The 14204-nt window shown below is 59.6% G+C and carries 17 protein-coding genes; 7 read left to right on the top strand and 10 right to left on the bottom strand.

All coding sequences use genetic code 11. From position 1 onward, the window contains the following. Positions 1 to 2 precede the first annotated feature (2 nt). On the top strand, positions 3 to 1076 hold the full coding sequence (locus tag WDZ78_RS14200; RefSeq protein WP_425673379.1) for an alpha/beta hydrolase family protein: 1074 nt from the start codon (positions 3 to 5) through the stop codon (positions 1074 to 1076). Between the two features lie 18 nt (positions 1077 to 1094). Here the strand turns inward: WDZ78_RS14200 and WDZ78_RS14195 are convergent, their stop codons facing one another. From WDZ78_RS14195 to WDZ78_RS14185, 3 genes are all read right to left on the bottom strand, one after another. Next, positions 1095 to 1613 (bottom strand): GNAT family N-acetyltransferase, encoded by a 519-nt coding sequence (locus WDZ78_RS14195; RefSeq protein WP_020011146.1) that lies wholly within the window; start codon positions 1611 to 1613, stop codon positions 1095 to 1097. 19 nt (positions 1614 to 1632) lie between these two features. Further along, positions 1633 to 2214 (bottom strand): helix-turn-helix domain-containing protein, encoded by a 582-nt coding sequence (locus WDZ78_RS14190; RefSeq protein WP_425673378.1) that lies wholly within the window; start codon positions 2212 to 2214, stop codon positions 1633 to 1635. Positions 2215 to 2290: 76 nt separating this feature from the next. After that, positions 2291 to 2692 (bottom strand): ketosteroid isomerase-related protein, encoded by a 402-nt coding sequence (locus WDZ78_RS14185; RefSeq protein ID WP_425673377.1) that lies wholly within the window; start codon positions 2690 to 2692, stop codon positions 2291 to 2293. 72 nt (positions 2693 to 2764) lie between these two features. On the opposite strand from WDZ78_RS14185, the gene WDZ78_RS14180 reads away from it, so the two are divergent. The 3 genes from WDZ78_RS14180 to lepA all read left to right on the top strand — a co-directional run bounded on the left by WDZ78_RS14180 (position 2765) and on the right by lepA (position 6139). After that, positions 2765 to 3373: a GNAT family N-acetyltransferase gene (locus tag WDZ78_RS14180; protein ID WP_425673376.1), complete on the top strand. Its 609-nt coding sequence runs from the start codon at positions 2765 to 2767 to the stop codon at positions 3371 to 3373. Continuing rightward, complete coding sequence (locus tag WDZ78_RS14175) at positions 3370 to 4239, top strand: carbon-nitrogen hydrolase family protein (RefSeq protein ID WP_425673375.1); 870 nt, start codon at positions 3370 to 3372, stop codon at positions 4237 to 4239. The genes WDZ78_RS14180 and WDZ78_RS14175 overlap by 4 nt, the downstream gene beginning before the upstream one ends. Before the next feature lie 61 nt (positions 4240 to 4300). Next, on the top strand, positions 4301 to 6139 hold the full coding sequence (gene lepA / locus WDZ78_RS14170; protein ID WP_026363815.1) for a translation elongation factor 4: 1839 nt from the start codon (positions 4301 to 4303) through the stop codon (positions 6137 to 6139). A 68-nt stretch (positions 6140 to 6207) separates the two neighbouring features. Here lepA and WDZ78_RS14165 read toward each other — a convergent pair whose 3' ends face one another. Beyond that, positions 6208 to 6615 carry a DUF2000 family protein gene (locus tag WDZ78_RS14165; protein ID WP_425673374.1) on the bottom strand — a complete coding sequence of 136 codons (408 nt, stop codon included), beginning with the start codon at positions 6613 to 6615 and terminating at the stop codon, positions 6208 to 6210. 94 nt (positions 6616 to 6709) lie between these two features. Between WDZ78_RS14165 and WDZ78_RS14160 the strand changes: the two genes are divergently transcribed. After that, the gene (locus WDZ78_RS14160; protein WP_425673373.1) at positions 6710 to 7486 is read left to right on the top strand and encodes an AraC family transcriptional regulator; all 777 of its coding nucleotides are present in this window, start codon (positions 6710 to 6712) and stop codon (positions 7484 to 7486) included. On the opposite strand, the gene WDZ78_RS14155 is transcribed toward WDZ78_RS14160, so the two are convergent. Further along, positions 7483 to 8376, bottom strand: a complete 894-nt coding sequence (locus WDZ78_RS14155) for an NAD(P)/FAD-dependent oxidoreductase (RefSeq protein ID WP_425673372.1) — start codon at positions 8374 to 8376, stop codon at positions 7483 to 7485. The genes WDZ78_RS14160 and WDZ78_RS14155 overlap by 4 nt on opposite strands. A gap of 154 nt (positions 8377 to 8530) precedes the next feature. On the opposite strand from WDZ78_RS14155, the gene WDZ78_RS14150 reads away from it, so the two are divergent. Further along, positions 8531 to 8989: an Rrf2 family transcriptional regulator gene (locus tag WDZ78_RS14150; RefSeq protein WP_425673371.1), complete on the top strand. Its 459-nt coding sequence runs from the start codon at positions 8531 to 8533 to the stop codon at positions 8987 to 8989. Between the two features lie 75 nt (positions 8990 to 9064). Here WDZ78_RS14150 and WDZ78_RS14145 read toward each other — a convergent pair whose 3' ends face one another. Both WDZ78_RS14145 and WDZ78_RS14140 read right to left on the bottom strand, forming a co-directional pair. Further along, a complete protein-coding gene (locus WDZ78_RS14145) occupies positions 9065 to 9382 on the bottom strand; it encodes a hypothetical protein (protein ID WP_003507415.1) in 318 nt (105 codons plus the stop codon). A gap of 72 nt (positions 9383 to 9454) precedes the next feature. Further along, the gene (locus WDZ78_RS14140) at positions 9455 to 10867 is read right to left on the bottom strand and encodes a PLP-dependent aminotransferase family protein (RefSeq protein ID WP_425673370.1); all 1413 of its coding nucleotides are present in this window, start codon (positions 10865 to 10867) and stop codon (positions 9455 to 9457) included. 116 nt (positions 10868 to 10983) lie between these two features. On the opposite strand from WDZ78_RS14140, the gene WDZ78_RS14135 reads away from it, so the two are divergent. Beyond that, positions 10984 to 11859 carry a DMT family transporter gene (locus tag WDZ78_RS14135; protein ID WP_020011157.1) on the top strand — a complete coding sequence of 292 codons (876 nt, stop codon included), beginning with the start codon at positions 10984 to 10986 and terminating at the stop codon, positions 11857 to 11859. A 3-nt stretch (positions 11860 to 11862) separates the two neighbouring features. On the opposite strand, the gene WDZ78_RS14130 is transcribed toward WDZ78_RS14135, so the two are convergent. The 3 genes from WDZ78_RS14130 to WDZ78_RS14120 all read right to left on the bottom strand — a co-directional run bounded on the left by WDZ78_RS14130 (position 11863) and on the right by WDZ78_RS14120 (position 14126). Next, a complete protein-coding gene (locus WDZ78_RS14130; protein WP_113076053.1) occupies positions 11863 to 12975 on the bottom strand; it encodes a glycoside hydrolase family 25 protein in 1113 nt (370 codons plus the stop codon). 178 nt (positions 12976 to 13153) lie between these two features. Then, positions 13154 to 13342, bottom strand: coding sequence for a YegP family protein (locus tag WDZ78_RS14125; protein ID WP_003507411.1), 189 nt, complete (start codon positions 13340 to 13342; stop codon positions 13154 to 13156). A 58-nt stretch (positions 13343 to 13400) separates the two neighbouring features. Further along, a complete protein-coding gene (locus WDZ78_RS14120; protein ID WP_020011159.1) occupies positions 13401 to 14126 on the bottom strand; it encodes a type 1 glutamine amidotransferase in 726 nt (241 codons plus the stop codon). Between the last annotated feature and the right edge of the window lie 78 nt (positions 14127 to 14204).

The raw sequence follows: 14204 nt of genomic DNA, 5'->3' as shown, positions 1-14204 counted from the left end.
TCATGCGCCCTGTCAGCACCATCACGACCATACTGTTTTCCGCTCTCGTCACCCAGCCTGTTTTTGCAGGCGAGGCGGTCGGCGTCAGCGAAACCGCCATCCATTCGCCAGCACGCAGCAAGGACCTTGCCGTCACCGTCTGGTATCCATCCGACGGAAAGGGCACACAGACGTTTTCCGGTGAGGACCGGATTTTTCAAGGCGCTCCCGTGTTCAAGGATGGCGCGGTGAAACCAGGTCGCCTGCCGCTTGTACTTCTGTCCCACGGCTCGGGTTCAAGAGCGTCCGGCATGGCATGGATCGCCGCAAAACTTGCGAGCGAAGGTTTCATTGTCGCCGGAACCAATCATCCCGGCACCACCAGCGGCGATTCCACGCCCGCCGATACGCCGAAAATCTGGGAGCGAACGGACGATCTCTCCACGATCGTTACGGCCCTGACGGCAGAGGGAAAATGGTCGAATGCTATCGACACGAAGAGGATTGGCGTTCTCGGCTTTTCGCTGGGCGGCAGCGCGGCGATGGAAATTGCAGGTGCGCGCGCCGATCTCGATGCCTATGCGCGCTATTGCGAAGACCATGCCACGATGATGGATTGCCAATGGTTTGCTGGCGGCCGGGGTTATCTCAACAATGAGCCGGTCAGCGTGCCGAAGCTTGATCTCAGAACCCTCGACAAGGTCCGTTTCGAGCAGCAGAACCGCGATCCCCGCATCCGTTCCGCCGTACTGATCGATCCCGGCCTGGCGCTGGCCTTCAAACCGGACAGCCTGAAAGAGATCGATATTCCGCTGACCTTCATCAATCTCGGCAGCAAGGGCAAAATTCCGCCGGCTGTGCTTGCGGATAAACTCGCGGACGACGTACCCGGCGCGACCTATCAGCAGGTGGATGACGCCAATCATTTCAGCTTCCTGCCGCTGTGCAAACCGGATGCCGATGCGTTCCTCAAATCCATCGGCGAGCGCGATCCGATCTGCGAGCCGGCCGGACCACGGGGCCGCGCCGATATTCACGCACAATTGGAGACGATGATCCTTAACGCCTTCAACCGTACGCTGAAGCCGGGCCAGTGAGACGGAAGTCTGAAAAGACTAGCCGATCCGCTTGTAGAACAGGGTGGTGCCACAAAAGCGTCCATCCGGAAACAGGGCGTAATCCGGTATAACGCCGACCCGCTCCCAGCCGAGACGAGGATAAATCGCCTCGGCATCGCTGCCCGTCGCCGTATCCAGCACCAGAAGGGTACGGCCACGTTTCGCTGCCTCTTCCTCCACCCTTTGCATGAGCATGCGGGCAAGTCCGAGGCCCCGCGCAGATGGATGCACGAGAAGCTTCATCAGATCGCCGCGATGCGGCTGATTGGGCTTTGACGCAAGGCCGATCTGCACAGTGCCCACCACCGTGCCATCCACCTCCGCCGCCACATGAATGGCCGCACCCTCGCCCACTGTTTCAGCCACGGATCGCCAGAAGGGTTCGGCGTCTTGCGGCGAAAAGGGCAACATGAAGCCGACGGAAGCGCCGCCGTTCACGCAGGCGGCGAGGACTTCGCAGAGTTCAGGCAGTGCATCGATCGTCTCTTGCCGGTTCAACACGCGGATGGTGACCATAAAAACTCCTACGGGGAAATCAGCGCTGTCTTTGATCCAGCACGACAGCGTAACGGGCAGGTTTTTCGGAAGGATTGTGGAAGACGTGCCCTTCTCCCACCGGCATGAAAAGGCAATCGCCGGGCTCCAGCCGGTGAATGTTTCCGCCGCTCGTCATTTCCAGAACCCCTTCGAAAAGCCAGACATATTGCGTCATTCCCCGGCTTGCCGCATGCGGCGGGAAACCGACGCGCGCTCCGGCCGGAAATTCCACCTCAACGATATCGACATCGGAACCCACACGCGGCGGGGAGACGGCACGGCGGACATAACCGGTCTCTGGATCTTTCCAGAGTTGCTGGTCACGTTTTTTCATGAGCGGAGAAACAGCCTCTTCGTTTTCGGCGAAGAAACCGGAGAGCGACAGGCCAAGGGCCGCGCAGATGCGGGCGAGCAGCGACGCCGTGGGGCTCGCCTCGCCACGTTCGATACGGGAGATCATGGCGCGGCTGACGCCGGATTCGGACGCAAGCCCATCCAGCGTCAGGCCGTTCTCAGCCCGCAGTGCTTTGATCCGCTCGCCGATAGAGCGTTCAAGAATATGATCTTCGTTTTCCATCATATGAGAATTGTACTCTCATATGATGGAGTCAATATCCATGATAGTGGAAATTGGTTGCTTGCGGCAAACTGGCGTCTCAGGCACCAACCTGGGCAATCCAGTCATTCAGATTATAGTAGTTCGTTACTCGACTAACTTTCCCGTCCTTGAGATCAAAGAAGGCACCGGCTGGCAGGACGTATTTCTGGCCATCGGCTTCGGGCAAACCTTCATCCGTTGCGAGATATTCGCCGTTCACGATGAATTCCGCGGAAGCACGCTTGCCGTCTTCGCTCGCCATGATCACCATATCGGTGAGATTTTCCTTATAGCAGCGGTTCATGTGGTCCATGAAGCAGGCGAAGGCGGCCTTGCCGGTCTGGCGCTCGCCCTGATTAATGTCGTGCACCACTTCATCGTGAAGAAGCGCCAGAAAGGCATCCATGTCCTGACGGTTAAAGGCATCATAATAGGCGCGGATGGTGTCGGCAGCGGTCATCGTCTTCTCCGTTCAATGCTTGCGCGGGTTTTCCATGACGGTATAACCAGTGCAACCGAAAGTGAAATGCCCATGACCGTCGAAATCAAGTCTCTTTCCGGCATTGACGCCACACCCTATTTCGATGATCTCGCGCGCCTGCGGATCGAGGTGTTTCGCGCTTTTCCCTACCTCTATGAGGGCTCGCTGGATTACGAACGCAAATATCTCGCGACCTATGCCGATACGGACGGCGCGGTCTTCGTGCTGGCGCTCGATGACGCCAGAGTGGTCGGCATGTCCACCGGCATGCCGATGGCGGCAGAGACCGATGAGGTGAAAGCACCGTTTGCCGAAGCGGGCTACGATCCGGACCGGATATTTTATTTCGGTGAAAGCGTGCTGCTGCCCGACTATCGCGGTCACGGGATAGGCGTGCGCTTCTTCGAGGAGCGGGAGGCGCATGCAAAGAGGCTCGGCTTTAACCGTTGCACCTTCTGCGCTGTCGATCGGCCCTCCGACCATCCCCGCCGGCCGGCGGATTACGTGCCGCTCGACGCCTTCTGGGAAAAGCGCGGTTACCGCCATCACCCTGAACTGCGTACCAGCTTCACATGGCAGGACCTCGACGAGAACGCCGAGAGCCCGAAACCCCTGTCCTTCTGGATGAAAACCATTGGTGCAGGAGATGGAGACAAATGACACGCCTCGCCGCCAGCCAATATGCCATCGAGCTGATCGAGACATGGGAGGCTTATGCCGCCCATCTCTCCGCCATTGTTCGCGAGGCGAAGGAAAAAGGCGCTGAGTTGCTGCTGCTTCCTGAATATTCGGCCGTGGCGCTGACTGGGCAATTGCCACCCGCCGCGCGCTCCGATCTGCACCGTTCCATCGAAGAGATACAGCCGTTGATCCCTTCCTGGGTGGAGCTTTGCGAGGAACTGGCGCGGCAACATCAAATCCTCTTCCAGCCGGGCAGCGCGCCGGTGAAGGACCCCGACGGCAAGTTCCGTAACCGTGCATGGCTGTTCGGCCCGGACGGGTTGATCGGCTATCAGGACAAGCAGATCATGACCCGCTTCGAGCGGGAGCAATGGCACATTCATGCGGGCGTCGAGGGGCTGAAAGCCTTCGAGACGCCGATCGGCAGGCTTGGCATTCTCATCTGCTACGACAACGAGTTCCCGATGCTGGGTCGCAGGCTGGCGGAGCTTGGCGTCGAACTCGTTCTCGCCCCCAGCTGCACCGACACGCTGGCGGGTGCTTACCGGGTGCGGATTGGCGCGCAGGCGCGGGCGCTGGAAAACCAATATGCCATCCTCTCCTCCCCCACCGCGGGCGAGGCCCCGTGGTCTCCTGCGGTTGATGAAAATCGCGGCCGCGCCGCCCTCTATGTACCTTCGGACTACGGCATGCCGGCATCCGGCATCATTGCGGAAAGTGAGAGTGATGTGGTGACAAAAAGCTCGCTGCTGATCGCCGACATCGATCTTGCCGCCGTTGCAAGGCTCCGCACCGAAGGGCAGGTTGCCACCCGCCGCGACTGGCCAGAGCAATTTGCGATCTAAAAAGCCCATTTTAAAAGGCTTTTAACCAAATTCCCGCTTTGCGGCATGAGAAGCCCCTGCTATAGCGCGGGACATGAGCACAAATTCGACCCGCACGCCCCTGGACCATATCCGCAACTTCTCGATCGTTGCCCACATCGATCACGGCAAATCGACGCTGGCCGACCGGTTGATCCAGTCGACGGGCGGTCTTGCCGAACGCGACATGTCGGAACAGGTTCTCGATTCGATGGATATCGAGCGCGAGCGCGGCATCACCATCAAGGCCCAGACCGTTCGCCTGCACTACAAGGCGAATAACGGTGAGACCTATGTGCTGAACCTCATCGACACGCCCGGCCATGTCGACTTCGCCTACGAAGTGTCCCGCTCGCTTTCGGCCTGCGAAGGCTCGCTGCTGGTGGTCGACGCATCGCAGGGCGTGGAAGCCCAGACGCTCGCCAACGTCTATCAGGCCATCGACAACAATCACGAGCTGGTCACCGTGCTCAACAAGATCGACCTGCCGGCGGCCGAACCCGACCGCATCAAGGAGCAGATCGAAGAAGTGATCGGCATCGACGCCTCCGACGCCGTGATGATTTCGGCGAAGACCGGGCTTGGCATTCCCGATGTTCTGGAAGCCATCGTCAATCGCCTGCCGCCGCCGCAAAGCGAAGTCGGTGAAAACGGGCCGCTGAAGGCGCTGCTGGTTGATAGCTGGTACGATACCTATCTCGGCGTCATGGTTCTCGTGCGCGTCATCGATGGCGTGCTGAGCAAGGGTCAGCAGATCCGCATGATGGGTTCAGGCGCGAAATACGGCATCGAGCGCGTCGGTGTGCTGACCCCGAAGATGGTCAATGTCGACAGCCTCGGCCCCGGCGAGATCGGCTTCATCACCGCCTCGATCAAGGAAGTCGCCGATACGCGCGTCGGCGATACCATCACCGACGACAAGCGCCCGACGGCGCAGGCGCTGCCCGGTTTCAAGCCAGCACAGCCCGTGGTGTTCTGCGGTCTCTTCCCGGTCGATGCGGCCGACTTCGAAGACCTGCGCGCGGCGGTGGGCAAACTTCGCCTTAACGACGCTTCCTTCTCCTTTGAAATGGAATCGTCTGCCGCCCTCGGTTTCGGTTTCCGTTGCGGCTTCCTCGGACTGCTGCATCTCGAAATCATTCAGGAACGCCTCGAGCGCGAGTTCAATCTCGACCTCGTCGCCACTGCCCCGTCGGTCGTCTATGAAATGACGCTGACCGATGGCACGGAGAAGGAACTTCACAACCCGGCCGACATGCCTGACGTGGTGAAGATCAAGGAAATCCGCGAGCCCTGGATCAAGGCGACGATCATGACGCCGGACGAATATCTCGGCGGCATCCTGAAACTCTGTCAGGACCGGCGCGGCCTGCAGACGGAGCTGACCTATGTCGGCAACCGGGCGATGATCACCTATGAACTGCCGCTCAACGAAGTGGTGTTCGATTTCTACGACCGGCTGAAATCCATCTCCAAGGGTTACGCCTCGTTCGATTACAACATCATCGACTATCGCGAAGGCGATCTCGTCAAGATGTCGATCCTCGTCAATGGCGATCCTGTTGATGCGCTCTCCATGCTGGTACACCGCTCGGCGGCCGACCGGCGCGGGCGCGGCATGTGCGAAAAGCTGAAGGAACTCATTCCGCCGCACATGTTCCAGATCCCGATCCAGGCGGCCATCGGCGGAAAGGTCATCGCCCGCGAAACCGTGCGCGCGCTGCGCAAGGACGTGACGGCGAAGTGCTACGGCGGCGACGCGACGCGCAAACGCAAGCTTCTGGACAAGCAGAAGGAAGGCAAGAAGCGCATGCGCCAGTTCGGCAAGGTGGAAATTCCGCAGGAAGCCTTCATCGCCGCCCTGAAGATGAACGACGAATAAGCGGCAATCACATTGCCATCGCTCTTGAAGGGAGGCCCACAGCCTCCCTTTTGCGTTTTAGGGTCCGATCACGCGTGCAGCTTCGCGCCCTTGGTGATCTTGTCGACGATCTTCTTGTCGGCCCTCAGCGCCATGCCGACCACCTTGGCGTTGTCAGGAGAAAACTCCGAGAATACCTGGCGATTGGCGACATCGTGCCCGGTGGCAAACATTTCCTCGATATAAAGCGATGTCGTGACGTTGCGCTCGAGGGATCGCTGGTGGATTTTACGCAACGCCTCCTGATCCGTGGCCATGACGACAATAGGCTGGATGGACAGGGGATTATAGACGTTGCCTGCCCCGTCGCGGTATGGTTCTCCAATGATCTCCTTGGTCTGGGCCACGATCCCGGACATGAGGAATGCGGTGACGTTCAGTTTTTGCCATACGGCAAGGTCATCGCGAAGGATGACGGCAATCTTGGTATCAAACATGCGAACTCAATCTGGCTGTGGTTACGAAAGAGAAGCGATCCTAGCGCCTCGGGGCGTCGGTGATCTTGAACGTTCGTGCAAATTGGAGGGGATCGTGCAGGCGCCCTCCAGCGAGGGCATAGAACGCATAGACGCGCGCTTTCACGGTAACGCCTATGCGCCGCATCGCCATGATACCTATGCAATTGGCGTCACGCTTTCCGGCGTCCAGACATTTTCCTATCGCGGCACTTCGCATTTCAGCATGCCGGGAAATGTCATCGTCCTGCATCCCGACGAGGTTCACGATGGTGGCGCGGGCACCGACGAAGGCCTGCACTATCGCATGCTTTACCTTCCGCCGGAAAAAATGATGGAAGCGGGATGTAACGCGCTGCCCTTTGCCCGCAATGCCATCATCGAGGACGAAGAATTCCGGCAATGCCTCATCGAGGCACTGGGCAATCTCGAAGGCGAACCGGACAATCTGCTTCTCACCGACTGGCAATCGAGACTGGCGGATCTGCTCTGGAAACATTCAAACGGAAGCGCCAGAACCATCAAGCGGATTGACCGCATCGCCGTTCTGCGATGCCGGGACTATCTGCTGGAGAATAGCGCCGACACCGTCGGTTCTGAAGAACTGGAACGGATAAGCGGGCTCGACCGCTTCACGCTTTTCCGGCACTTTCGTTGCCTGTTCGGCACGAGCCCGCACCGTTATCTCATCATGCGGCGGCTGCAGAAATGCAAAGAGATGATGCGCGCGGGAACGGGCCTTGCCGAAACGGCCTTTGCCTGTGGTTTTGCGGATCAGGCACATTTCACCCGACATTTCAAAAACGCCTTCGGCATGCCTCCGGGCCGCTGGCTGAACCTCGTCTCACCCTAGAGCATTTCCGGAAAGAGGATCGACCGGTGAGCTGCAGCGCCCGCCATCGCGCCGTCGCCCACCGCAAGGGCGACCGAGCCGGCGGGTCTTGCCACATCGCCGCAGGCGAAGATGCCTCGGGTGGTGGTCTGCTTCATCGGGTCTGTGACGATGGTTGATCCCATCGCCCCCTCCTCCACCGCGCAGCCGAGTTTTTCGATCCAGTCGGCGGTGATCCGCAATGTCGGCTGGGTGAAAAGGCCGGCCAGGGCAATGCTGCGTCCATCTGCCAGAACGACATCCGCACGGCCCGCAATTTCCCTGATGCGGGTTGTTTCCACCTGGACGCCGCGCGCTGCCAACAGCATTTGCTGGTCCGCATCCGGCTCGAATATGCCGTTGGTGAAAAAGGTCGTCTCGCCCCAGTCAGGAAGCATCAATGCGTGGTGAATGGCCAGCGGTGAGGCGGCGATAACGCCGATCTTCCCCTGATTAAGCTCGTAACCATGGCAATAGGGGCAATGGAAGACCGAAGAGCCCCAACGCTCTTTCAGCCCCGCGATACCAGGCAATTCATCGATGACACCAATGGCGAGGATGAGCCGATCCGCAGTCTCACGGCGGTTGCCATCGATCTCGATTACAAAATCACCAAAGGAGCCTTCGGCATCGGTCACCCTGCCTTCGGCCCATTGTATGGTCGGATAACGTTCGATCTGGCGGCGCGCCTCTGCGATGATCTCGCCCGGCGCCTTGCCGTCCTGGCCGAGAAAACCATGCGAATGGCTGGCGAAACGGTTTCTCCGTTCACCGGCATCCACCGCCAGAATGTTTTTTCTGGCGCGTCCAAGCTGCAGCGCTGCTGAGAGACCGGCATAGCTGCCGCCGATAATGATGACGTCGAATTTCATGATGCACCCATCGTTTCAGGAGGGAGGCGGAAGTGCCCGTTCATTTCACGTTACTTATATTGTTACGTGACTTTCGAAGTCAATGCTCACGCAACTTATATTGTTACGTCACCTCGAAGGTGGTAGCGTCGATGCAAACAGACGGATTTGAGCAATGAGACACGACACGCGCCTTTCACGGGTGCTGCATATTCTGATCCATATGGAAAAACATGAGGGCGCCGCAACCTCCGAGAGCATCGCGGCGATGCTTCAGACCAATCCCGTAGTGGTGCGCAGAACGATGGCCGGCTTGCGCGAGCATGGTTATGTATCGTCGGAAAAAGGCCATGGCGGCGGGTGGGTGCTGGCGCGGTCGCTCAGCGAAATCACGCTGCTCGATATTTACCGGGCGCTCGGTGCACCGGAACTCTTCTCGATCGGGCTTGCAGGCGACAATCCGAACTGCGTCATCGAACAGGCTGTCAATGCGGCACTTTTTGACGCCATGAAAGAGGCGGAAAACATTCTGCTCTCCCGTTTTGGAAGCATTGCCCTCTCGCAACTGGCACAGGAATCGATCAGCCGCTGGTCCAATCTTTCCAACGACCCTTCCGCGATGGAAAGGCTTTAACGACGGGCGGCGGTCGCCCTTACAAAGAAAAACCGCCTGCGCAGGGCAGGCGGTTTTATCATATCAGTAAGCCCATTACGGCTGGGTCTGCGTGCCGCCGGTAGTCGGGCTTGCCGGTGCGGTATTGTTCGCAGGCGGTGTTGCCGGAGTGGTCGGAGCCATCGGCGCAGGCGCCTGATCCGTTGCCGCTGGCGGCGTGGTGGAGGATGTCGTTGCCGGATCGGTGGTCGGGCCGCTCATCTGCGACCAGGCGAAAACGCCTACCAGAACGACAACGATGATCGCCAACCACGGCACCCAGGACGACGACGTACGGGCACGCGGTTCATTGCTGATATTCACTTCCGGACGAAGATCGCGGTCCGGACGCGGGTTGTTGGGATCGAATGTCATGGTATTTCCTCCTCTTCATTCTGCGGAGAAAACGACGTTCACGGGATTTTGTTCCGATTCCGTCCAGCACGCTTACAACCGACGAGGTTCGGGCCCTTGCTGAAGCGCCTCCGCCAGCACTGTCATGACCTGCGGATCTGCCATTTGCGACACATTGAAACGCATGAAACCGGAGGCGCTCTGCGACGAGCTGAACACATTTCCGGGGGCCAGCACCACCTGCCGCGAAAGCGCCCGGCGCGCAACATCGGCGGCATCGCTCCCATCCGGCAGGCGGCACCACAAAAACATACCCGCCTGCGGCTCGATCCACGGCACACATCCAATCGACTTCAGACGTGACGCCGCCTCCGGCATTACCGCCGCAAGACGCTGCCTGAGTGCCTCGACATGCTTGCGGTAACTGCCGTCGGTCAAAAGCGAGAGGACCAGCGCCGCCGAAAAATGCGTTCCGCCAAAAGCGGTGGCGATCTTGAGATCGGTCAGGGCTTCCACCCACGCGACAGGTGCTGCAATGAAACCGCACCGTATGGAGGCCGACAATGTTTTTGAAAAACTGCCTATCTGGACGACACGGTTCAGACCATCGAAGGCCGCCAGCCGGGGCGCAGCCTGGGTTTCGAAATCGGCAAAAATATCATCCTCGATGATGGTTAGCCCCACCTGTTCGGCAAGCATCAGCAGCCGATGGGCGGAAACGGCGGAAAGCCTTGCACCTGTCGGATTATGGATTGCGGAATTGGTGATATAAAGACGGGGCTGATGGTCTTTCAGCGCCTGTTCGAACAGCGCTAAATCCGGTCCGGTTGGCGTATAGGGTACGCCGATGATCTTCACCCGATGCGCCCGCAGGAGGGCGTGGAAATTGAAGTAACAGGGGTCATCAACAATAACCGTATCCCCCGGCTGCAGCAGGAAACGGCACAAAAGATCGATCGCCTGCGTGCCGGAGTCGGTGAGCATGATCTGGCTGGCGCCCGCCTGCACCCCGTGTTCGGCCAGCCGGCGCGACAGAAGCTGGCGTAGCGGCAACAGCCCCATCGGGCTGCCATAATCCGTCAGCAGGGCGGCGTCGGCGCGGGCAAGCCCGCGCATGGCCCGCCTCAATGCCTCCTGCGGCATCCACGATACGGGAAGCCAGCCGCAACCGGGTTTGGCGAGAAGGGAACTTTCATCCAGCGCCTGCCGCGAAACCCATAAGGGATCCACCGCCCTGTCGAGCTGCGGTTCGATATCGGCGAGCGAAAGGGGCGCAAGCGGACCCGAAACAAAAAAACCGGAGCCGGGACGCGAGCTTATCGTACCCTCCGCCACAAGTCGGTCGTAGGCCTCGACGATGGTGGACGTGGAGACCTGCATGGTCTTCGCCAGAGCCCGCACCGATGGAAGGCGCGCGCCCGGCACGAGGCTGCGCGAGGCGATGCGTTGCCGAACGCTTGCCATCACCTTTTCTATGCGCGTGCCGACAGCGACCTGCCCGTCCATGATTCCCTCCAACTGTACCGCTCATGAAACCATAACAGTTTGTTGAAATTGTATATGATTGTCGCTGTTCCCGCCAGCCATTCGGGATCAAGAAAGGCAAAACGCAGGAGTTGACGATGGACAAGACGACGAGCGGCTGGCTGAGCGGCCTGACAGGCGTGGTGATATTCAGCGGTTCGCTGCCCGCAACGCGCATCGCGGTAACGGGTTTCGATCCCGTGTTCCTCACCGTCGCCCGCGCCAGCATTGCCGGCCTGCTGGCGCTGGCGCTGTTGTTTCTGTTCAGGCAAAAACGCCCGGCGCGCAATGACCTGACATCGCTTTTCATCGTCTCGCTTGGTGTCGTGGTGGGTTTCCCGCTATTGACCGCTCTTGCTCTGCGGCACGTCACCTCGGCGCATTCCATCGTTTTCGTGGGGCTGCTGCCGCTCGCAACCGCGATCTTTGCGGTGCTGCGCGGCGGAGAACGCCCACGCCCGGTCTTCTGGTTCTTTTCCTGTCTCGGCAGTGCGCTTGTTGCGGGTTTTTCGCTCTCGAATTCTTTTGCCGCCGGGATCGAGGCCTCACTTGCCGGCGATCTTCTGATGCTTGGCGCAATCATCGTCTGCGGGCTCGGTTATGCAGAGGGTGCCGCCCTTTCCCGCAAGCTGGGCGGCTGGCAGGTCATTTCCTGGGCGCTGGTTCTTTCCCTGCCGGTGATGCTGCCGCTTGCCATTTTCACCGGGCCGGAAACGCTTGCCGGCATAGACCCGCAGGCCTGGGCTGGCCTTGCCTATGTTTCCCTGTTCAGCATGCTGATTGGCTTTATCTTCTGGTATCGCGGGCTGGCCCTGGGCGGCATCGCCGCCGTGGGGCAGCTGCAATTGCTTCAGCCCTTCTTCGGGCTCGCACTTGCCGCAACCCTGCTGCATGAGGAGGTGAGCCCGGCCATGATCGGCGTGACGCTGGTTGTGGTGCTGTGTGTTGCGGGCGCGCGAAAATTCGCGCGCTGACCATCAGCTCGAGCGGCGATCAACCCAGCGATGCCATGCGTCTTCGCTGCCATTGAAGACATTGAGATCGATACGGCCATCGACGCCATGCGACAGGCCGGAACCCGAATATTGCCAGAACAGCCACTTGCGACCGGGATAAACCACCGACGGATGCTGGGCGACGGCGCGCAGCCAGAAGGGATAATCCTGGAATTCGCCCTGGAGGTTATCCTTGTAAAAATCGGGCGCCGTATAAATGATCGGCCGCTGGCCGTAGTGGCGCTCGAGCTTGTCCATGAAGACGCGCATCTTTTCCAGCACGCGTTCGCGGGAATGACGCATCTTGCAGCTGGATTCGCCGTTATATTCCACGTCGATGACAGGCGGCAGCGCGTCCGGATCGCGCGGTACATTGCGAATGAACCAGTCCGCCTGCTCGCTGGCGTTGCGGCACCAGTAGAAGAAGTGGTAGGCGCCACGGCGAATGCCGGCTTCCTTTGCGCGCTGCCAGTTGGTGCGGAACATCGGATCAAGATGATCGCCGCCATCCGTCGCCTTGATGAAGGCGAAATTGGCGCCGCGCGTGCGCAGCTGCGGCCAGTTTATATTGGCCTGCCAGCGGGATACATCCACCCCGTGGACCTGGAAATGACGGGGCTGGACCCTGCCGAAATTGATGGGCTTGGCATCACTGAAGCTGGAGCGGAAAATGCGCGAGCGGATCTGAGCACCGGCGCTTGCCGCCGGGGCCGCCGCCATGGCCAATTGTACCGGACGCTCCATCTGGTTGATCGTGGGGCGCTCCGAGGGCCGTACCATTCCGGCCGCCTGTGACGGAACCGGCAAACGGATTTCTGGCGCATCCTGCGTTAATGACGCCTTGGGGGTGACGGCGGAAAAGGCCTTGGGTTCGTCAGGCACCGGCCCGCCCCATGCCAGAACTTGCTGCCGCGGCTGGGCGGCGATGGCCTGGGTGCCGACGCCTGCCTGCGGCACCGGTGCGGATGGCGTGACGGAACTCGTCGTTTCCTTCGAAGGCAAGCCAGCCATCAGGCTTTCCGGCCCGGAACTGGACGTGCAGCCTCCAAGCAGGAGGCAACCGAAGAGAAGTGCTGGCACAGCCGATGAACGCATGAGAACCCGTACGCAAAACAAATCGGGGGCACTCTGATGCCGCCCGGAGACCTCGAAATACAAATGCTAACGGAAGATTATCAAAAAAGACTGAATCTTATCTTTACGTCGGCGCCTGCCGATGCGCCCGTCATTTCTGGCAGGCGAAACGCTTCGAGTTCTCGCGCGGCGGCGCGGCTCAGGCCGTCATGGCGGTCAGATCGACAGTGTCCGCACCGGGAGAATTTCTCTTTATCGATTCGATCGCGTGAATAGCCGATGCCTTCGCCTGGTATCCTTCCGAGGAGAACATCGTTTCGCCGTTGGAAGCCTTAAAGCGGAAACGATATTCGCCGGCCTTGTCCTGATAGATTTCGAATTTGTACATGATCTCTGCGCCTCCTTGCGCACGATAGTCCGTCTGTCGCAACTTTGTTTGGCCTCGATCACTTTCGCAACGGAAAATCGCCGCTCTGGATGAGGCGTACCCAGGCTCGGGCAATTTCCAGCCCGGCTGCATCGGCCATTTCTGCGCGCAAGCTGCGATGGTCGCGATAATTCTCCAGCCATCCCGGAGACATTCTTTCGACGGAAGTGGGAAACGTCTGACACCAGCCGTCAACCACGGCAGCGGAGGCTTCGAAATGGAATTGCGTGCCGTAAACCGCACGGCCGATGCGAAAGGCCTGGTTTCGCGTCGCGCCATTGGTCGCCAGTCGCGTGGCGTCCGGCGGAAGCGTAAAAGTATCGCAATGCCACTGAAAAATGGGGAATGTCTTTTCGAGCCCAGCCAATAGCGGATCGGACCCGCCTTCTTCCGTCAGGGACACCTCTTCCCAGCCGAACTCCGGTGGACCGGAGAGAATATTCTCTCCCCCATAGGCGCGCGCCAGCAACTGGCTGCCAAGGCAGACGCCCATGACTGCCTTGTCCGCATCGCCAAAGGCTTTCATGAGAAGGGCAAGATCGGGGAGATAGGGATAAAGCGCATCGTCGAGCGCATTCTGTTCGCCGCCCAGAACGACAAGCGCATCATGGTCGGCCGCATCCTTGGGGAGAGGCTCACCCGCATAGGCACGGATGATATGGACTTCCGCCGCCGCTTCTTTCAGTGCGACGCCGAGCTGCCCATGCGGTGTACCCGCCATGTTTTCTATGATTGCAACGCGCATAAAACCTCGTGGCGACGACAAAGGATCCAATCGGCCAGAAATGCCGATCGAATCCAGCTTCACCACGAGAAAAATCGA

This window comes from Agrobacterium sp. M50-1 (assembly GCF_049843495.1).
GTDB lineage: Bacteria > Pseudomonadota > Alphaproteobacteria > Rhizobiales > Rhizobiaceae > Agrobacterium > Agrobacterium radiobacter.
Note: the sequence above shows the minus strand (reverse complement) of the source record. Positions and strands in the feature narration are given on the sequence as shown.

Excerpts from the sequence above, each read along its gene's own strand:
- WDZ78_RS14200 (WP_425673379.1), top strand. The coding sequence starts at position 3 with ATGCGCCCTGTCAGCACCATCACGACCATACTGTTTTCCGCTCTCGTC.
- WDZ78_RS14195 (WP_020011146.1), bottom strand. The coding sequence starts at position 1,613 with ATGGTCACCATCCGCGTGTTGAACCGGCAAGAGACGATCGATGCACTG.
- WDZ78_RS14190 (WP_425673378.1), bottom strand. The coding sequence starts at position 2,214 with ATGATGGAAAACGAAGATCATATTCTTGAACGCTCTATCGGCGAGCGG.
- WDZ78_RS14185 (WP_425673377.1), bottom strand. The coding sequence starts at position 2,692 with ATGACCGCTGCCGACACCATCCGCGCCTATTATGATGCCTTTAACCGT.
- WDZ78_RS14180 (WP_425673376.1), top strand. The coding sequence starts at position 2,765 with ATGACCGTCGAAATCAAGTCTCTTTCCGGCATTGACGCCACACCCTAT.
- WDZ78_RS14175 (WP_425673375.1), top strand. The coding sequence starts at position 3,370 with ATGACACGCCTCGCCGCCAGCCAATATGCCATCGAGCTGATCGAGACA.
- WDZ78_RS14165 (WP_425673374.1), bottom strand. The coding sequence starts at position 6,615 with ATGTTTGATACCAAGATTGCCGTCATCCTTCGCGATGACCTTGCCGTA.
- WDZ78_RS14155 (WP_425673372.1), bottom strand. The coding sequence starts at position 8,376 with ATGAAATTCGACGTCATCATTATCGGCGGCAGCTATGCCGGTCTCTCA.
- WDZ78_RS14150 (WP_425673371.1), top strand. The coding sequence starts at position 8,531 with ATGAGACACGACACGCGCCTTTCACGGGTGCTGCATATTCTGATCCAT.
- WDZ78_RS14145 (WP_003507415.1), bottom strand. The coding sequence starts at position 9,382 with ATGACATTCGATCCCAACAACCCGCGTCCGGACCGCGATCTTCGTCCG.
- WDZ78_RS14140 (WP_425673370.1), bottom strand. The coding sequence starts at position 10,867 with ATGGACGGGCAGGTCGCTGTCGGCACGCGCATAGAAAAGGTGATGGCA.
- WDZ78_RS14135 (WP_020011157.1), top strand. The coding sequence starts at position 10,984 with ATGGACAAGACGACGAGCGGCTGGCTGAGCGGCCTGACAGGCGTGGTG.
- WDZ78_RS14130 (WP_113076053.1), bottom strand. The coding sequence starts at position 12,975 with ATGCGTTCATCGGCTGTGCCAGCACTTCTCTTCGGTTGCCTCCTGCTT.
- WDZ78_RS14125 (WP_003507411.1), bottom strand. The coding sequence starts at position 13,342 with ATGTACAAATTCGAAATCTATCAGGACAAGGCCGGCGAATATCGTTTC.
- WDZ78_RS14120 (WP_020011159.1), bottom strand. The coding sequence starts at position 14,126 with ATGCGCGTTGCAATCATAGAAAACATGGCGGGTACACCGCATGGGCAG.